Here is a 13,421-nt window from a genome sequence, read left to right as displayed (position 1 = left end):
CCGCTCTCGCCCGCCTGCGGCGCGGCGACTTGACCAGCACCGACCTCGAAGCGCTCGCCGCTCTGCTGGCCGCCGCCGTGCGCGGCGTGGACACCGGCAGCCCACTGCCCACCTACCTGCACGCCGCGACCGAGCAGGCCCTGGCCGCCTTGGGCGGTGCGCGATGACCGCCGCCCTGATCACCGCCGGAGCCGTGCTCGCCGCCGCCGGGTGGCCGCTGGGCCGCGCTCTGGCCGACCGGGCCCGTCACCGCGCTGGCCGCCGCGTCCGGCAGGTGCGGCCATGAGCCGCCGCGACGAGCAGCGCGCGATCGTGTCGACGCTGATGACACCGAAGCGGGTCGCCGAGATCGAGGGCAGCCGCACGCCGGACCGCCCCGGCTGGGCCGACCGGACCGAGAAGGCCGGTGCGGGCTGGCTCCACCTCGCCGAGGTCGGCGAGGTGGAGCTGACCGCCGACGACTCCGACCGGCTCACGGTGATCGTTGCCCAGCGCGTGTTCCCCGGCCTCGGGCAGCGGATCACCGCCCCGGCGCACGTTGCCGTGCGGCGCACCGAGCCGACCCCGGAGCCCGGCGGCATGACTCCGGTGGCCGCCCGCGAGCTGGCCGTGCTGCTGGAGCTGGCCGCCGAGGCGGCCGAGCAGGTGGAGGTCGCCGGGCCGGTGGACCTGTCCTATGTGGAGCCGGACGGCTGGACCTCCCGGCCGCAGCACTGCGCCAGCCGCGGCGAGGCGGAGCGGCTGCGCGACGCCACGAACAAGCTGTCCGGACGCAACGCCGCGACGCGGCGCACCTGGCGGATCCGGCCGTGCACCTGCCGGGAAGGGGGCTCGCGGTGAGCACCAGTCGTAGCCGCCCGGGGGCGGTGACCTGGCTCGGTCTGGGCACCGTCGCGGTCGCGGCGGCCGTGATGTCCTTCGCGGCGCTGGCCGACCTGGGCGTGCGGATCGGGATGACGCCCGAACTGGCGGCGCTGCTGCCGCTCGCGGTCGATGCCGCCGCCGTGGTCGCCACGGCGGCGTGGCTGTCGGCGCACTCGGCGCCCGGTACCCGCCGCTATGCCCGCGCCCTGGCGCTGGTGGCCGTGGCGCTGTCGGTGGTGGGCAACGCCGGTGAGCACGCCATGGCGGCGTACGACCTGGCGACGCCATGGTGGGTGATCGTGCTGGTGTCCGCCGTGCCGCCGGTGATGCTCGCCGCAACCGTCCACCTGGCGGCGTTGATGGTGGCTGGCGAGCCTGGCGACCAGGCTGGCGTGCCAGCCGGTGACCAGGGTGGCGAACCCGGCGACCAGGCGCCCGCCAGCCTGGGCGGACCTGGCGGAACCAGCCCGGCCAGTCAGGTGGCCCCGGCTGGTGACCAGCCTGGCGGGCTGGTTCGCCAGGTGCCCGCCAGCCAGGTAGATGACCAGGTGGAAACCCTGGCTGATCAGCAGGAAACCAGGCTGGCGGCGCCTGGTGACCAGGCTGGCGAGCCGGGTGCGCGCCGGGTGACGCCAGCGCGGCGGGTCCGGCGGTCACCGGCTGGCGGCGACCTGGTGGACCGGGCGGCCGACCTGGTGACCGCTGGTGAGGCCGAGGGCCGCCAGGTGGGTCGCACCAGGCTGGCGAGGGAACTCGGCATCAGCGAAAGCCAGGCACGCCAGGTATTGCGCCAGGTGGCCTCCCGGGGGCGCCCGGCACTGCACGCCGTGGGGAGCGAGGACCGGTGAGCGAACCGACTCGAACCGACCGGGCAGTGAGCGCGGTCGCGTACTGGACACCGGAGCTGGCGCTGGCGTCGCTGGCGGCCCTGACCGGCTGGCTGGTGTGGAGCCCGGCGTGGCTGGCGGCACTGCTGGCGCTGGCGCGGATCGCGGCGGACCGCCCGCTGCGCTGGCTGGTCACCCGCCGCCAAGCCGGGCAGGCCACGGCACGACCGGAGCGTGACGCCGACGAGCACCGCGACCAGAAGACGAGGGGGACGGCGTGAGCGAGAAAGAGGAGGACGGCGGCACGGTCGTGCCGTTCCGCCGAGGCGAGGTGGTCGACGCCGAGCTGGTGGACACCGAGCCCCGGCCCACCTTCGGCACCCGGCTGGTGCGCGGTCCGTCGGACGAAGCGCGCGAGCGCATGGCGGCGCGGGCGGTCCAGTTGTCGCACCAGGCCGGGGCGCTGGCCCGCCACGAGCGCACCAAGGCGGCCGGGCGGGCGGTGCTGCGCAACGCGCTGTTCGTCCCAGCCGGGTTGCTGGTGATCGGGCAGCGCGTCTGGGAGGCCAAGACGAATTCCCGGTACGAGCGGCAGATGCGCGCGGCCGAGGCGTCCGGGGACCGGGAGGCGCTGCTGGAATGGGAATCGCGTGCCGAGCAGGCCCGCGAGCGGCGCCACCGACGGCACATGGATTGGTTGCGTGCGCCGTGGCAGCTGGCGAAGGCGCTGGCGGCGGTGGCGGTGACGCTGGTCGGCGTGCTCGCCGTCGTCGGCGTGGTGCTGGCGGTGGCCAACGAATCCGCCGGCGACTTCCTGGCCCCGTTCACCGCCGCGATGGAGGTGGTGCGCTGGCTGGTCGTGGCGGTGACGGTGGTGTGGGGGCCGCTGGTGCTGGCCGCGCCCTGGCTGGCGGTGCTGTGGTGCTGGCACGAGGGCCGCCGGGCGGGGAAGGCCCCGGCCTGGTTGCAGGCCGCCGGGCAGGCGCCGGGCACGGTGGTGATCGACGAGAAGGCGATCGCCCACGCGCTGGCCAACCTCGGCATCGGCCCGCTGGCGAAATACTTCCGCGACGGCGGCGTGCTCGCCTACACCGCGATTCCCGCGCGGGACGGGCTCGGCGTGGCCGCCGGGGTCCGGCTGCCGCTGGGGGTCTCGGCGGCGGATGTGATCGGGCGCAAGACGAAGCTGGCCGCCAACCTCGGCCGCGCCGGGGTGGAGGTGTGGCCCTCCACCGGTGAGGACGAGGGGCTGCTGGCGCTGTGGGTCGCCGACCGGGGCGCCCTGGACACCGGGGGCGGGACCTGGCCGCTGCTGGAGTCCGAGGAACCGGTGGACGCCTACCGGGGTGTGCCGGTCGGCGTCACGTTGCGCGGGGAGCAGGTGATCCCGCCGCTGGACGGCACCAGCTGGCTGATCGGCGGGCGGCCGGGCCAGGGCAAGACCAGCTTCGCCCGGCTGCTGGTCATGGGCGCCGCCCTGGACCCGCGCGCCGAGATCTGGGTGCACGTGCTGGCCGACAACCCGGACTTCGACCCGCTGGCGCAGCGGTTCGCCCGGTTCCATGTCGGCATCGGCCACGACGTGGCCGCCCGCGCCCTGGCGGCGTTCGAGGACCTGATGGTCGAGATCGAGCGCCGGGGCAAGGTGATGCGCGAACGCGGTGCGGCCACCGCCGCCGAGGCCGGGTTCCACCCCCTGGTCGCCCTGTTCGACGAGATCCACCGGCTGTTCCAGCACCGTGAGTACGGCGACGATGCCGCGCTGGTCGCCGAGGACGTGATCAAGCAGGCCCGCAAGTACGGGGTGATCGTCATCCTGGTCACCCAGTCCCCGACCGCGACCAGCATCCCGAAGCCGGTCACGCGGGAAACGATCTGCCGGGTGGCGTATTCGGTGGTCGACCAGGTGGCCAACGACGCGCTGCTGGGCGATGGGCACTACCGGCGCGGGGTGCGGGCCACCGAACTGCGGCCCGGCTCGAAGCACGCCCCCGGCGACCGGGGCAAGGCCCTGACCGTGGGCGTGGTGCCCGAAGTGGACTGGTCGATGCTGCTCGGCTACCACGTGGACCTGGACGGGGTGACGCTGGTCGCCGAGCGCGCCGAGCGGCTGCTGGCGCAGAACCAGCGGACCGTGACGCGGCAAGCCGAGGCCGAGCCGCGCGACTTGCTTGCCGAGCTCGCTGCCGCGCTCGGTGACGAACCGGTCCCGGCCGCCGACGTGCCCGCGCTGCTGGCACGCGCCTTCCCCGGCTGGCCGCCGTACCGCCGGTTGACCGGCAAGGCCGTGCGCGAGCGCCTGGACGCCGACCACGGCGTCAAGGTGCCTTCCACCGGCAACCGCTGGCCGGTCGACCCGGCCGCGATCCGCGACGCCCTGGGCCGCCGCGTCGAGCCCGGCGGCTGACGGACCGAGTTAGGTCGCCCGGCCCCCTCCCAGAGCCCGTTTCGGGCCTCCTGGCGGGCAGGCCGCGGCGATCTAACTCGGTGAACTCGACCTAACTTCCCGCAGCTCAGCGCCCGATTCGGCCGGGCTAACTCCGCGAGTTAGGAACCTAACTCGCTTCCGCCGACCTCACTCCGGACCTAACCCGTTGCGCACCCCTTGGGAGAGCCCGTGTACCCCGTAATCGTGCTCGTTCTCGCCGCCGCCGTGGCCTACGCCGTGGCCTGCGCGGTGTGGCCGATGGCCGCCTGCCGCCGCTGCGACGGCGCCGGGAAACTGCTCAGCCCGTCCGGCAGATCGTGGCGGCTGTGCCGACGCTGCGGCGGCACCGGCGGGCGGCGGCGGGTCGGCCGCTGGCTGTGGGACGTGGTGACCGGCGGCCGGTCGTAACGCCTGCCCTCTCCCGGCGATGGTGAGTCAAGCAATCTCGACGAGACAAGGAGTCGGGCATCGTGGCCCAGCCGCCCCCTCCGGAACTTCCGGACATCATCGTCAACCCGCAAGCGCCCGACGTGGTGGTCAACCCACCGGCGACGCTCCCAGCGTGGATCACCCTGTTAGTGCCTGTCCTGGCGGCCATCCTGGCGGCGTACCTCACGCACTGGTGGGCCAGCAGCCGGACAAAAAACGATCGGGCCGAAGCCAACAGGAAGGAGCAACTCGAAGCTGTTGCCCCCGTGCTGGCCACCTGTGCTCCCTGGGGTCTTGCGATGGGGCGCTACCTCAATCACTGGAAAGAGGCACCTCTCGACGAAGAATGGCGAAGCGCGAAAGATCGGCTCACTGAACGACTCAACGAGGCGTTCCGGGAATTCCGGCTAGCGCTCACAGTCGCCGACCTGACCGTCACCGAGCCCGGTGTGAGACCACATCTCGACGCGTTTCGAGCAAGCTTCGACAGTTTCGAGGTGCATTTGCAGGCCCAGAACGAGGAACGTCCCCATGCCAAGCGTCGCAACGATCTTGGGGCCGCTCAGAAAGAACTCGGACGATTTCAGAAAGAATTTGAGGTTGCCCTCGTAGACGCGGTGCAGAAACACCTTGCTCCCGGCGCGGCGACGCCCCATCGTGACCGGGACATGGCGACAGGGGGCCGGTCGCGGTAGTGCTACGCCTTCCGCCGGAAGATCCGGCGCCACCACCCTGCTGGTTCCGGCGGCGTCACCGTGCCCACCTTCACCGCGTGAGGCACATTCGTGGCCTGGAACGACCACACGGGCGGAAAGTCGGGTCCAGCGCCGGTGTTCACGTGCTCGGCGAAGGTGAAGGTCTTCTGCCATTCGATCAGGCCACGTTCGTCGCGGTAACGCACGATCACCTGAACGTCGGGTGCGGCTACGCGGTCTCCGTGCTCCGGCGGCGCGGACATCGGCGGCCAACTGTCCAGCGGTGACCGGTGCTCGACCGGTTGGTACGGGCTGGGAGCACCATCGAGCCGTCGCGGCGCTGACGCCTCGACTGGCTTCGCCGCGCCCGGCCACAGGATGCTCGCGGTGATGTCGGTGACGGCTTCCGGTCCGTCGTTCCGGAAGAGCAAGCCGAATACAAGCGGCTCATCATCGGACACTCGGCCCAGGCGGAGCATGAACCCGTCCGGACGCAGCACCCGCCCCAGAGCTTCGATCGCGTCCTCGGCGGCAGCGATCGACCGGGCTGCGGTCTTCTTCGCTGCGTTGGACGAGCGAATACTCCCGAACGCCGAGCCAATTGCGGCGAGTGCCGAGACGATGCCAGCGCCAGCGATGATCTGCTGGAGGCGGGTTGGGTTACCGAACCACTCGGCCAGGAATGAGAACACGCGGTACAGCTTGCCGCATATAGCGCCAGCCAAGGGCTGGGGTAACCGGCAGAAGGTGCCGGGCTACCTGAGCCCCGTCCACCGCCGCAGCGCTTCGAGGTCAGCAGCCGAGCCCACCTCGAACTCGGTGTCCGGCAGTCCGACCGACCACCGGAACCGCGACGCCCGCAGCAGCGGCTCGATCCGGCTGGCGAGGTCGGCCATCTCGGCCGCGGTGATGTCGTCGCCGTCGAGTTCGATCACGATCCGCTGCACGTCACAGCCCTCTCTCGCTGGTGGAGGCAGCCAACTCGGTGTCGGCCAGGCGGTGCTCAGCCCACCGCCGTGCCGCCGCTGTGAGCCCGGCCCGCATCGGGAGTGGGTCGGTGTGCTGCAAGTACGTCCACATGCCCAGCAGCGCCACCGAGAACGCGGTCAGCGCTTCGGCTGAGGCGGCAGGCCAGGCGGCTGTTGTGGCCGCCCAGCGCTCCGCGGCGTCCGGGGTGTGGCCCTCGTCGATGAGACGGACCACCAGGTTAGCCGGGTCGATCCAGGCGGCGCCGGTTCGGGACCACGCCCAGTCGATGATCCACGCCCGGCCGTCGCCGATGAGGATGTTGAGCGGGTGCAGGTCGGTGTGCAGCAGGCTGGCCCCGGCTGCCGCGTCGATGCCTCTGGCCTCCCAGTCCACGAGCAGGTCCAGGCGGTCGCGGCTCCACTGGTCCAGCTCGGCGGGCGGCTGGTGACGCAGCCGCCGCCAGCCCGACATCCACGCCATCTTCTCGGTCAGCGCCGGAACGCCGGGTGCGGGGCAACTGGCCAGTTCACCGGCCATGGTGGACACGGCGTCGGCGATCAGCGGCAGATCCGGTGAGCCCGGTGAGAGGTCGGCGTGGTGGCCGGTGATGTGCTCGAAGCCCAGCAGCAGCCAGTCCTCGGCGTCGGCGCGCCACAGCAGCCGGGGCGCGATCGCCGGGGGCAGGTGCGGGTTGATGTCCGCCTCGTGGCGGTGCATCGTCCCGCGCTTGCCCCCGGCGTCGGCGATGCCCTTGCAGAAGACCAGGCCGCGGTCCGTGTACAGGGTGGCGGCGAAGTCGGAGTTGCGCCCGGCCGCCGGTGTTTCGGCGTGGGTGACCGGCCCGGTCTCGGCTTCGATCGCGGCGCGCACGGTGGTGGGGAGGTCGTCCCAGGTGTGCAGCATGCGTCCTCAGCTGACGGGCGGCGGGTCGTCAGAGCAGCCGTTCTTGCACTGCGAGCAGTTCACGTTGCACTTGCCGTTCACAGCGGGCCACAGCGCGGGATCGACAGCGTATCCGGCGCGCTCGATCGCGGCGACCGTGCGCACCAGCGTGGCGTGAGCGGCCTCGCCGGTCGATGCCGGATCACCGTCCTCGGTGGGCACGTGGTGCAGGAACCGGCCCGCGATCTGGTCGCAGAAGTCGGCGTACTCGCGGGTGTAGAGGATGAAGGTGTGCCAGCCGATGTCCACCAGCTCGCTGGGCGCCAGCGCAGCGCCGGTGTTGCGGGCGCAGGCGGCGAGGAAGGCCAGCGCCTGTTCCACGATGCGCTCGGCCAGCTCGCGCGGCAGCTGCTCCTCGGCGACGATCCGGCCGGTGAGCCGGGCGAACAGGGCTGGCGAGATCAGCCTGCGGCCAGTGGCGGTTGGGGTCAGGACAGCGGTCACGGGTTCTCCTCGGTTGGCTGAACAGGTGATCACCGCGCTGGTCGCGCGGAGTTCTGGGGTGTCCACAACCGCGGCGCGGCGGCACTCACGAGTCGCGGCGCGCCGGGTGCACCCGGCGGTGGGAGGGTGAGCAGGCCGTCCACGACCTCGGCCAGGCCGCCGTCGCGCTGCCACACCAGCCCGCCGTCGTGGTCGGTGCGCAGCGCGGCGGCATCGGTGGTGTAACGGACCATCAGCGCGTCGGCGGTACCGGTGCCCGGCCAGGCACGCACGCCACGGACTTCGACCAGCGTGCCGTCGCGGTCGTGCACCGGCAGGAACATCCACCCGGCGTTGAGCAGGTCAGCCAGGCGCCGCAGCTCGGGGAAGGCCGCCAGCGCACACTCGCGGTCGCTGGTCACGAGACGATCCGTAGATGGGGCCCGGCTGGCACGGGGTCGGGGTCACCCGTGCCAGCCGGGAGTCGTGGGGCTTCGGCGAGCCGGGGAGCTGGCACCGGGGTATCCCGCCTGGGTGGGAGGCCGAAGTGCCGACGGAACTCGGCGTCGCAGCCCAGGCAGCCGCTGCTCTTGCGCGGCTTCGCCGCCTCGGTGACCTGGTACAGCTCGCCGCACAGCAGCCGCACGATCGTCCCGGCGGGCGGGCGGCGCTTGTGCCAGGTCAGGTGCTCGACACCGCCGATGACCGGCTGGTACGCCGTGACGTTCTCCATCGAGCCGGTGGTGAAGGTCATCGGCGTCGCCTGCTGAGTGCGTCAGCTGAGTCTGGCCGAGAGGGCCGCCGTGTCGTTGCCACCTTCCCAGCGTCGACATAGTTGACCAGCGAAAACACAGCCCCTGAGCATGTGTTCCCGGCGGTCTCCGGGCGTTCTCTGCCTTTCGAGCAGGGAAAGTGGTAATCCGCTGGGGGCGGTAGCCTGCGACACCGTGGACCTCCTCCCCTTCAGTGAGTACGCGGCTTCGCTCAACCGGAAGCGCACGGCCGCTGGCGTGCTGCTGCGCGACGACCGGTCGCGCGTGCTGCTGGTGGAGACCACGTACAAGCCCGAATGGGAGATCCCGGGCGGCGCGGTCGAAGCGGAAGAGGCCCCGTGGGTCACAGCGGCCCGCGAGCTTTACGAGGAGCTGGGCATCACCCGGCCCCTGGGCACGCTGCTGGTCATCGATCACATCCGCACCCAGGGCGTGATGCCGGAAGGACTGGCGTTCGTGTTCGACGGCGGCCTCATCACCGACGACGAGGTGCGCGGCATCCAGTCCACCGACCCGGAGATCCAGTCCGTGGGGCTGTACACGCTGGGCGAAGCTGAGACGCTGGTGAAGCCCACCCTTCACGCCCGGATCAGCACGGCCTTGCGCGCGGCCGACAACGGCGCGACCGTGTTCTGCGAAGCCGGTCACCCTGCGACGACCGTCCGGAACTAGCGCACGCCGAGGGGGGAAAGTGTCCAGCTCGCTGGCGGAGAACCTGGCGCGCTTCCGCAAGGCGCGCAACCTCTCGCAAGAGGAGCTGGCGGCGGCTGCGGCGGTCGGGGTGGACACCGTGGGGCGCATCGAGCGCGGGGAACGCCGGACCACGCGCCCCGCCACCGTGGCGAAGCTGGCGCAGGTGCTGGCGGTCACCCCGGACGCACTGCTCGGCCTGCTGCCTGCCGCCCACGCCGTGCGGGACGCCGAGGTCGCCCGGCTGCGGCAGGCGATCACCGCCAGCGCCGAGGTGCCTGGGTTGGACGACCTCGCCGATATCGACGACATCAGCGACCCGACCCACCTGACCAAAGCCAGCCACGCGACCTGGCGAGCCTACGTGGACGGACGCCACGGCGAGCTGCTGCACGCCCTGCCGGTCCTGCTCACCGACGCTCGGCGCCTAGTCCACGCGACCACCGGTGACGCGAACGCCGCCGCGCAGCAGCTGCTGTCCACGGCCTACCGGCTCGGAGCCGGGATCGCCGGACGGCTCGATATGGACGATCTGGCGTGGACCGCCGCCGAGCGCGCCCTGGCCGCCGCCCGTAAGTCCGGCAACCCGGAGATCGACTCGGCGATCTCGCTGCGCTACCTCGTGTGGACCCTGATCAAGCAGGGCCGCACCGAGGACGCCGAGCGCGTCGCGGTGAAGGCCGCGGAGCAGATCGAGCCCCGGATGCTCGACCGGGACATCACCCGGGCGGGCGTGTTCGGCAACCTGCTGTTCAACGCCGCCAACGCCGCGCTGCGCTCCGGCAGCGGTGACCGCGCCAACGACCTGCTGGCCATCGCCCAGTCAGCCGCGCTCCGGGCCGGACGGGACAACGCGACCGAGGCCGCGATTTTCGGTCCACGGGTGGCGGCCTTCCAGGCCGTGGACCACGCTGTCCGGCTCGGCGACCCGGAGACCGCGCTCCGGCTTGCCGACCGCATCGCCGAACCGCAGGGCCCGGTGCCGGCCTTCTGGGAAGCCGGTCACCGGCTGCACTTGGCCCACGCCGCCGCCCAGCTGCGGCGCGATCAGCTGGCCGTGGACCTGTTGAGCCAGGCCCGGGATCTCGCGCCGGACTGGGCGCAGCGCCAGCCGCTGGGGACTACGGTCATGCGCGGGCTGGTGGACCGGGCAACCCGCAGGCGAGGCCGCCGCTTCGCCGAACTCGCGGCGCACTACGGCGTCCTCTGACCGCAGGCCGCGCAGTGGACCAGCTCAACGCTCGTCGTTCAGCGCGTCCAGTCGCTCCAGCACACGGGGAGCCAGCTCTGCGGGTTCCAGGCGGTACTTCCGCCAGCGGTCCTGGCTGTCCGGCTTGAGCGACGCGGAGAACCGCAACCGGCCCCGGCTGTTCGATGCCCCGGCCATGGAGGCGAAGGCCACGCTGGGGATTAGCCACGCCGTCAGTAGCCGGGCCTCGGTCACCTCCACGTGAACGAACAGCAGGTCCAGGTCGCGGCGCGGCCGGAACGTTTGCGAGCGCACAAACGCCAGGAACGAACCCGCCTGCACGCGCTTGCTGTCCGACATGCGTGCCTTGACCTGCACGGCCAGCGTCGCCGAGCTGGCACGCCGGTTGAACACGAGGTCCACTCCCTCGTCGTCCACTAGCGAGGTGGCGGCGTTCAGCTCGCCGCGTGACGCCAGGATGCAGGCCGACGCCACCAGGTACTCGACCGCCTTGCCCATGCGTCCGGCTGAGGGGGACTTGTCCAAGTACTTTTCGGGCTCCTCAGAGTCAGGGGGCGGGTCACTCACATTGGCTCCCCGCCATGAGGCCGAAAGCACCAGGATTGCACTGGCAGTTCTAACGCGTGGAAGATCTGTCCGACCGAACATGTTCGGCGCATTCTGCGCAACGCTCATCTGGCGCAGCTGATCCCCAAGGCAGATTGTTCGGAACAGGCGTCCACCGACCCTCGAAGTGACAGACGATCCGATCCTGCCCGCCCTCCTCGTCCACCGCCAGCGCGTGCACCCGGCCGAGCTTCGCTGGCTTCTCGCCATGAGGGCTCAGGACCTCACGGGCCATGAGATAGGGCTTCATGTCGTCCCCTTCGCTGTCGTCGCATCCATAGTCGTTCGGTAGGCCGAACTTGTTACTAGACTCGCGTGGGGAGCTACTGGGACGCCCTGGAAAAGTCACGTTCTGGCGCACTGTTGCCACGTCGAGTCCACCGGAACCCATTGCTATCTATGAAGCAGAATGTGGGAATAAAAGTTCCCGCATCCTCCATGATCGCAGGCATTCCATCGGCGTCCACCATCTGGCCCGATATCGAGAATCGCCCCCCGTTGCCAGGTAACACTTCCTTGAAAGGTGCCACGCCCTGGGCGGGATTGCCGTTCTTCCAGTCAAGATCTGGTTTTTCTAGCCAGTCCACTGTCAATATGGCTACCTTGAATACAGGAGTCGGGCTGTAATTCGTGATCGACAATCCAATACTCCACGGGGATCCCTCCCCAATCACGAACTCAATGACTACAGTGCGGGCTTGAGCAGCCTCGCGGTCGACGCGCTCCAGCTCTCGTTCACGCTCGTGAAGGCGCGCTAGACGGCCGTCCCTAACTGCAATCCCCAGTGCTACTACGACGGCCGCAACGGTGCCGATTGCCCCAGCCCACTGGCCTGCGGCAGCCCACCACTCTGCCTTGCGTGGGAGCATGATCCACTCGCCAGCATCGAGGAGAAGTGGGCCGATTGTCAGGACGACTGTGCAGACGCCAAGGGCGAGAAAAGCCAGACGACGCACCCTGTTGCCGGTCTTGCTGATAGGTCGGGAGAGGAACCTGACCAGCTTGCTGTCTGTGTCGATCTTCAGTGCTCCCTCGTTCTGGCGGCCTCGTGACTAGAGGCCGACACCGTGCATCGCGTTGTCTTTCCAGCGGTCGACTGCGCGAACGTAGCCGAACACCACCGGTGAACCCTCGGCCCACCGCCCGTGGGCGGCGATGACCGAGACCGGCACCCCGGCCTTCGCCGCCGAGGTCGCGCCCCCGGCGCGCAGGCTGTGCGCCGAGTATTCCTCGGCGTTCGCGAGCCCGGCGGCCACCGCCCGGTCGCGCACCACGTCGTCGACCGCATCGGTCGACATGCTCGCCGACGGAGTGCCATGTCGGTTGATCGCACGCAGCAGGCGCCCGCTGGTGATGCCGAGTTCGGCGAGCGCGGCTACCCAGGCCCGCACCACTCGCACCGGGCAGGTCCCTGGGCGCTGGCCGTACGGAATCGCGACCACGACGCCCTCGGCGTCCTGGTCGGTCTTGCTGGCTCGGATCAGAACCTCGATGCCCTCTTCGGTCTCGCGCACGTCGCCGATGTCCAGGTCAACCAGCTCGGAGCGTCGGCCCATCATCGCCACGCCGAGCACCAGCACCACCCGATCGCGCAGACCGCGCAACGTGGCGGTGTCGCAGGTGCCCACCATCGCCCGCAGCGCCTCAATGACGATCGGCGGCGCCTTCTTCACCCGCTTCCCGGCGGCAGCTCGTTCCCGGCGGTGGGATCGCAGGACCAGCCGGGCAGAGCGGGTGTCCGGCTGCCGGAGGTGCCCAGCTGAACGGTGGGCGGTCCGGATCGCGGCCAGCGCCTGCTCGATGGTGGCCGGCGACTTGTCGGCGTCGGCCAGCTCGGCGATGTACTCGGCCAGCGTCTCGGCTGTTGCCGGGAGGGCCGCCCTGCCCGACTTCATGCACCAGGCACAGAAGGTCGCCCACTGGCGCCCGTATGCGCGCTGGGTGTTCGCGGCCACGCCGTCGAGCATGCGCTGCCGGGTGCGCTCGGAGACGGAGGTGTCCAGCTCGGACAGCTGTGTCGCGGCGGGCTCGACCACCACCGGGGAGGTGTCCATGGTCCGATTCTAACTCCTGATAAGGCATGTTTATCGGGAGTCAGATGGATTCTTGTCGCGAAATCAGGGACGAGCTAGGGATGCATGGTGCCGGTTAGCTGTTGGCACCTCGCGGTGGAGAGGCCGAGGTAAGCTTCAGGATCTCGGTCCTGTGTTCGTCGTCGCGGAGGAAAGCCAGCATCCGCTGCAAGTCGCTCAAAGTGCAGTTCTCGCGCCAAGGAAACCCTTGGTCGAGAACCAGCCACAAGGAAATCGTTCTGGCATCGCATGCGGCGTCGGCGGCTAACGCTTCGATGACACGTTGAACCTCGGTGCGGTGTGCGTAGTACTGCTCGTGTTCGCTGAAGCGTCCCGCAAGCGCATGCAGGTGATGTGCCCGATCGTATTCCTCGCTGGCAGCCTCGTAGTCGCGCTCGCGGGCTTCGTCGCCACCGGGATAGTCGGCAACCTCGAAGCGAGGATCGTCATACGGGTCCACCAGCGGCGGTAGGTCATCGTGCACAGCCGAATT

19 protein-coding genes are annotated in these 13,421 nt (G+C 70.5%); 10 read left to right on the top strand and 9 right to left on the bottom strand.

Translation table 11 applies throughout. From position 1 onward, the window contains the following. The first annotated feature begins 29 nt into the window (after window positions 1–29). The 8 genes from AC07EG_RS16255 (at window position 30) to AC07EG_RS16220 (ending at window position 5,243) form a co-directional block, all read left to right on the top strand. Window positions 30–167 (top strand): hypothetical protein, encoded by a 138-nt coding sequence (locus AC07EG_RS16255; RefSeq protein ID WP_478253890.1) that lies wholly within the window; start codon window positions 30–32, stop codon window positions 165–167. Continuing rightward, window positions 164–286, top strand: coding sequence for a hypothetical protein (locus AC07EG_RS16250; RefSeq protein WP_478253889.1), 123 nt, complete (start codon window positions 164–166; stop codon window positions 284–286). The genes AC07EG_RS16255 and AC07EG_RS16250 overlap by 4 nt, the downstream gene beginning before the upstream one ends. After that, window positions 283–840, top strand: coding sequence for a hypothetical protein (locus tag AC07EG_RS16245; protein ID WP_478253888.1), 558 nt, complete (start codon window positions 283–285; stop codon window positions 838–840). Before AC07EG_RS16250 ends, AC07EG_RS16245 begins: the two co-directional genes overlap by 4 nt. Then, window positions 837–1,712, top strand: coding sequence for a DUF2637 domain-containing protein (locus tag AC07EG_RS16240; protein WP_478253887.1), 876 nt, complete (start codon window positions 837–839; stop codon window positions 1,710–1,712). Before AC07EG_RS16245 ends, AC07EG_RS16240 begins: the two co-directional genes overlap by 4 nt. Window positions 1,713–1,738: 26 nt before the next feature. Further along, entirely contained in the window at window positions 1,739–1,972 is a 234-nt protein-coding gene (locus AC07EG_RS16235; protein WP_478253886.1) for a hypothetical protein, read from the top strand. Next, on the top strand, window positions 1,969–4,098 hold the full coding sequence (locus AC07EG_RS16230) for an ATP-binding protein (RefSeq protein ID WP_478253885.1): 2,130 nt from the start codon (window positions 1,969–1,971) through the stop codon (window positions 4,096–4,098). The genes AC07EG_RS16235 and AC07EG_RS16230 overlap by 4 nt, the downstream gene beginning before the upstream one ends. Window positions 4,099–4,323: 225 nt before the next feature. Then, window positions 4,324–4,527: a hypothetical protein gene (locus AC07EG_RS16225; protein ID WP_478253884.1), complete on the top strand. Its 204-nt coding sequence runs from the start codon at window positions 4,324–4,326 to the stop codon at window positions 4,525–4,527. 62 nt (window positions 4,528–4,589) lie between these two features. Further along, window positions 4,590–5,243: a hypothetical protein gene (locus tag AC07EG_RS16220; protein ID WP_478253883.1), complete on the top strand. Its 654-nt coding sequence runs from the start codon at window positions 4,590–4,592 to the stop codon at window positions 5,241–5,243. A gap of 2 nt (window positions 5,244–5,245) precedes the next feature. Here the strand turns inward: AC07EG_RS16220 and AC07EG_RS16215 are convergent, their stop codons facing one another. The 6 genes from AC07EG_RS16215 to AC07EG_RS16190 all read right to left on the bottom strand — a co-directional run bounded on the left by AC07EG_RS16215 (window position 5,246) and on the right by AC07EG_RS16190 (window position 8,331). After that, on the bottom strand, window positions 5,246–5,935 hold the full coding sequence (locus tag AC07EG_RS16215) for a hypothetical protein (protein WP_478253882.1): 690 nt from the start codon (window positions 5,933–5,935) through the stop codon (window positions 5,246–5,248). 63 nt (window positions 5,936–5,998) lie between these two features. Then, window positions 5,999–6,190 (bottom strand): hypothetical protein, encoded by a 192-nt coding sequence (locus AC07EG_RS16210; protein WP_478253881.1) that lies wholly within the window; start codon window positions 6,188–6,190, stop codon window positions 5,999–6,001. A gap of 1 nt (window position 6,191) precedes the next feature. Beyond that, a complete protein-coding gene (locus tag AC07EG_RS16205; protein ID WP_478253880.1) occupies window positions 6,192–7,115 on the bottom strand; it encodes a phosphotransferase in 924 nt (307 codons plus the stop codon). Between the two features lie 6 nt (window positions 7,116–7,121). Then, the gene (locus tag AC07EG_RS16200; RefSeq protein WP_478253879.1) at window positions 7,122–7,598 is read right to left on the bottom strand and encodes a glycine-rich domain-containing protein; all 477 of its coding nucleotides are present in this window, start codon (window positions 7,596–7,598) and stop codon (window positions 7,122–7,124) included. 29 nt (window positions 7,599–7,627) lie between these two features. Further along, window positions 7,628–7,999, bottom strand: coding sequence for a hypothetical protein (locus AC07EG_RS16195; protein WP_478253878.1), 372 nt, complete (start codon window positions 7,997–7,999; stop codon window positions 7,628–7,630). Then, a complete protein-coding gene (locus AC07EG_RS16190) occupies window positions 7,996–8,331 on the bottom strand; it encodes a hypothetical protein (protein ID WP_478253877.1) in 336 nt (111 codons plus the stop codon). Before AC07EG_RS16190 ends, AC07EG_RS16195 begins: the two co-directional genes overlap by 4 nt. 193 nt (window positions 8,332–8,524) lie before the next feature. On the opposite strand from AC07EG_RS16190, the gene AC07EG_RS16185 reads away from it, so the two are divergent. Together AC07EG_RS16185 and AC07EG_RS16180 are read left to right on the top strand one after the other, a co-directional pair. Next, window positions 8,525–9,022 carry an NUDIX domain-containing protein gene (locus tag AC07EG_RS16185; protein ID WP_478253876.1) on the top strand — a complete coding sequence of 166 codons (498 nt, stop codon included), beginning with the start codon at window positions 8,525–8,527 and terminating at the stop codon, window positions 9,020–9,022. A gap of 19 nt (window positions 9,023–9,041) precedes the next feature. Next, on the top strand, window positions 9,042–10,250 hold the full coding sequence (locus AC07EG_RS16180; RefSeq protein WP_478253875.1) for a helix-turn-helix domain-containing protein: 1,209 nt from the start codon (window positions 9,042–9,044) through the stop codon (window positions 10,248–10,250). Between the two features lie 24 nt (window positions 10,251–10,274). Here the strand turns inward: AC07EG_RS16180 and AC07EG_RS16175 are convergent, their stop codons facing one another. The 3 genes from AC07EG_RS16175 to AC07EG_RS16165 all read right to left on the bottom strand — a co-directional run bounded on the left by AC07EG_RS16175 (window position 10,275) and on the right by AC07EG_RS16165 (window position 13,412). After that, window positions 10,275–10,748 carry a hypothetical protein gene (locus AC07EG_RS16175; protein WP_478253874.1) on the bottom strand — a complete coding sequence of 158 codons (474 nt, stop codon included), beginning with the start codon at window positions 10,746–10,748 and terminating at the stop codon, window positions 10,275–10,277. A gap of 1,160 nt (window positions 10,749–11,908) precedes the next feature. After that, a complete protein-coding gene (locus tag AC07EG_RS16170) occupies window positions 11,909–12,910 on the bottom strand; it encodes a tyrosine-type recombinase/integrase (RefSeq protein ID WP_478253873.1) in 1,002 nt (333 codons plus the stop codon). A gap of 94 nt (window positions 12,911–13,004) precedes the next feature. Next, window positions 13,005–13,412, bottom strand: a complete 408-nt coding sequence (locus tag AC07EG_RS16165; protein ID WP_478253872.1) for a hypothetical protein — start codon at window positions 13,410–13,412, stop codon at window positions 13,005–13,007. Between the last annotated feature and the right edge of the window lie 9 nt (window positions 13,413–13,421).

It is taken from the genome of Amycolatopsis sp. NPDC045836 (genome assembly GCF_056431745.1).
Note: the sequence above shows the minus strand (reverse complement) of the source record. Positions and strands in the feature narration are given on the sequence as shown.

Excerpts from the sequence above, each read along its gene's own strand:
- AC07EG_RS16175 (WP_478253874.1), bottom strand. The coding sequence starts at position 10,748 with ATGGGCAAGGCGGTCGAGTACCTGGTGGCGTCGGCCTGCATCCTGGCG.
- AC07EG_RS16205 (WP_478253880.1), bottom strand. The coding sequence starts at position 7,115 with ATGCTGCACACCTGGGACGACCTCCCCACCACCGTGCGCGCCGCGATC.
- AC07EG_RS16245 (WP_478253888.1), top strand. The coding sequence starts at position 283 with ATGAGCCGCCGCGACGAGCAGCGCGCGATCGTGTCGACGCTGATGACA.
- AC07EG_RS16190 (WP_478253877.1), bottom strand. The coding sequence starts at position 8,331 with ATGACCTTCACCACCGGCTCGATGGAGAACGTCACGGCGTACCAGCCG.
- AC07EG_RS16170 (WP_478253873.1), bottom strand. The coding sequence starts at position 12,910 with ATGGACACCTCCCCGGTGGTGGTCGAGCCCGCCGCGACACAGCTGTCC.
- AC07EG_RS16250 (WP_478253889.1), top strand. The coding sequence starts at position 164 with ATGACCGCCGCCCTGATCACCGCCGGAGCCGTGCTCGCCGCCGCCGGG.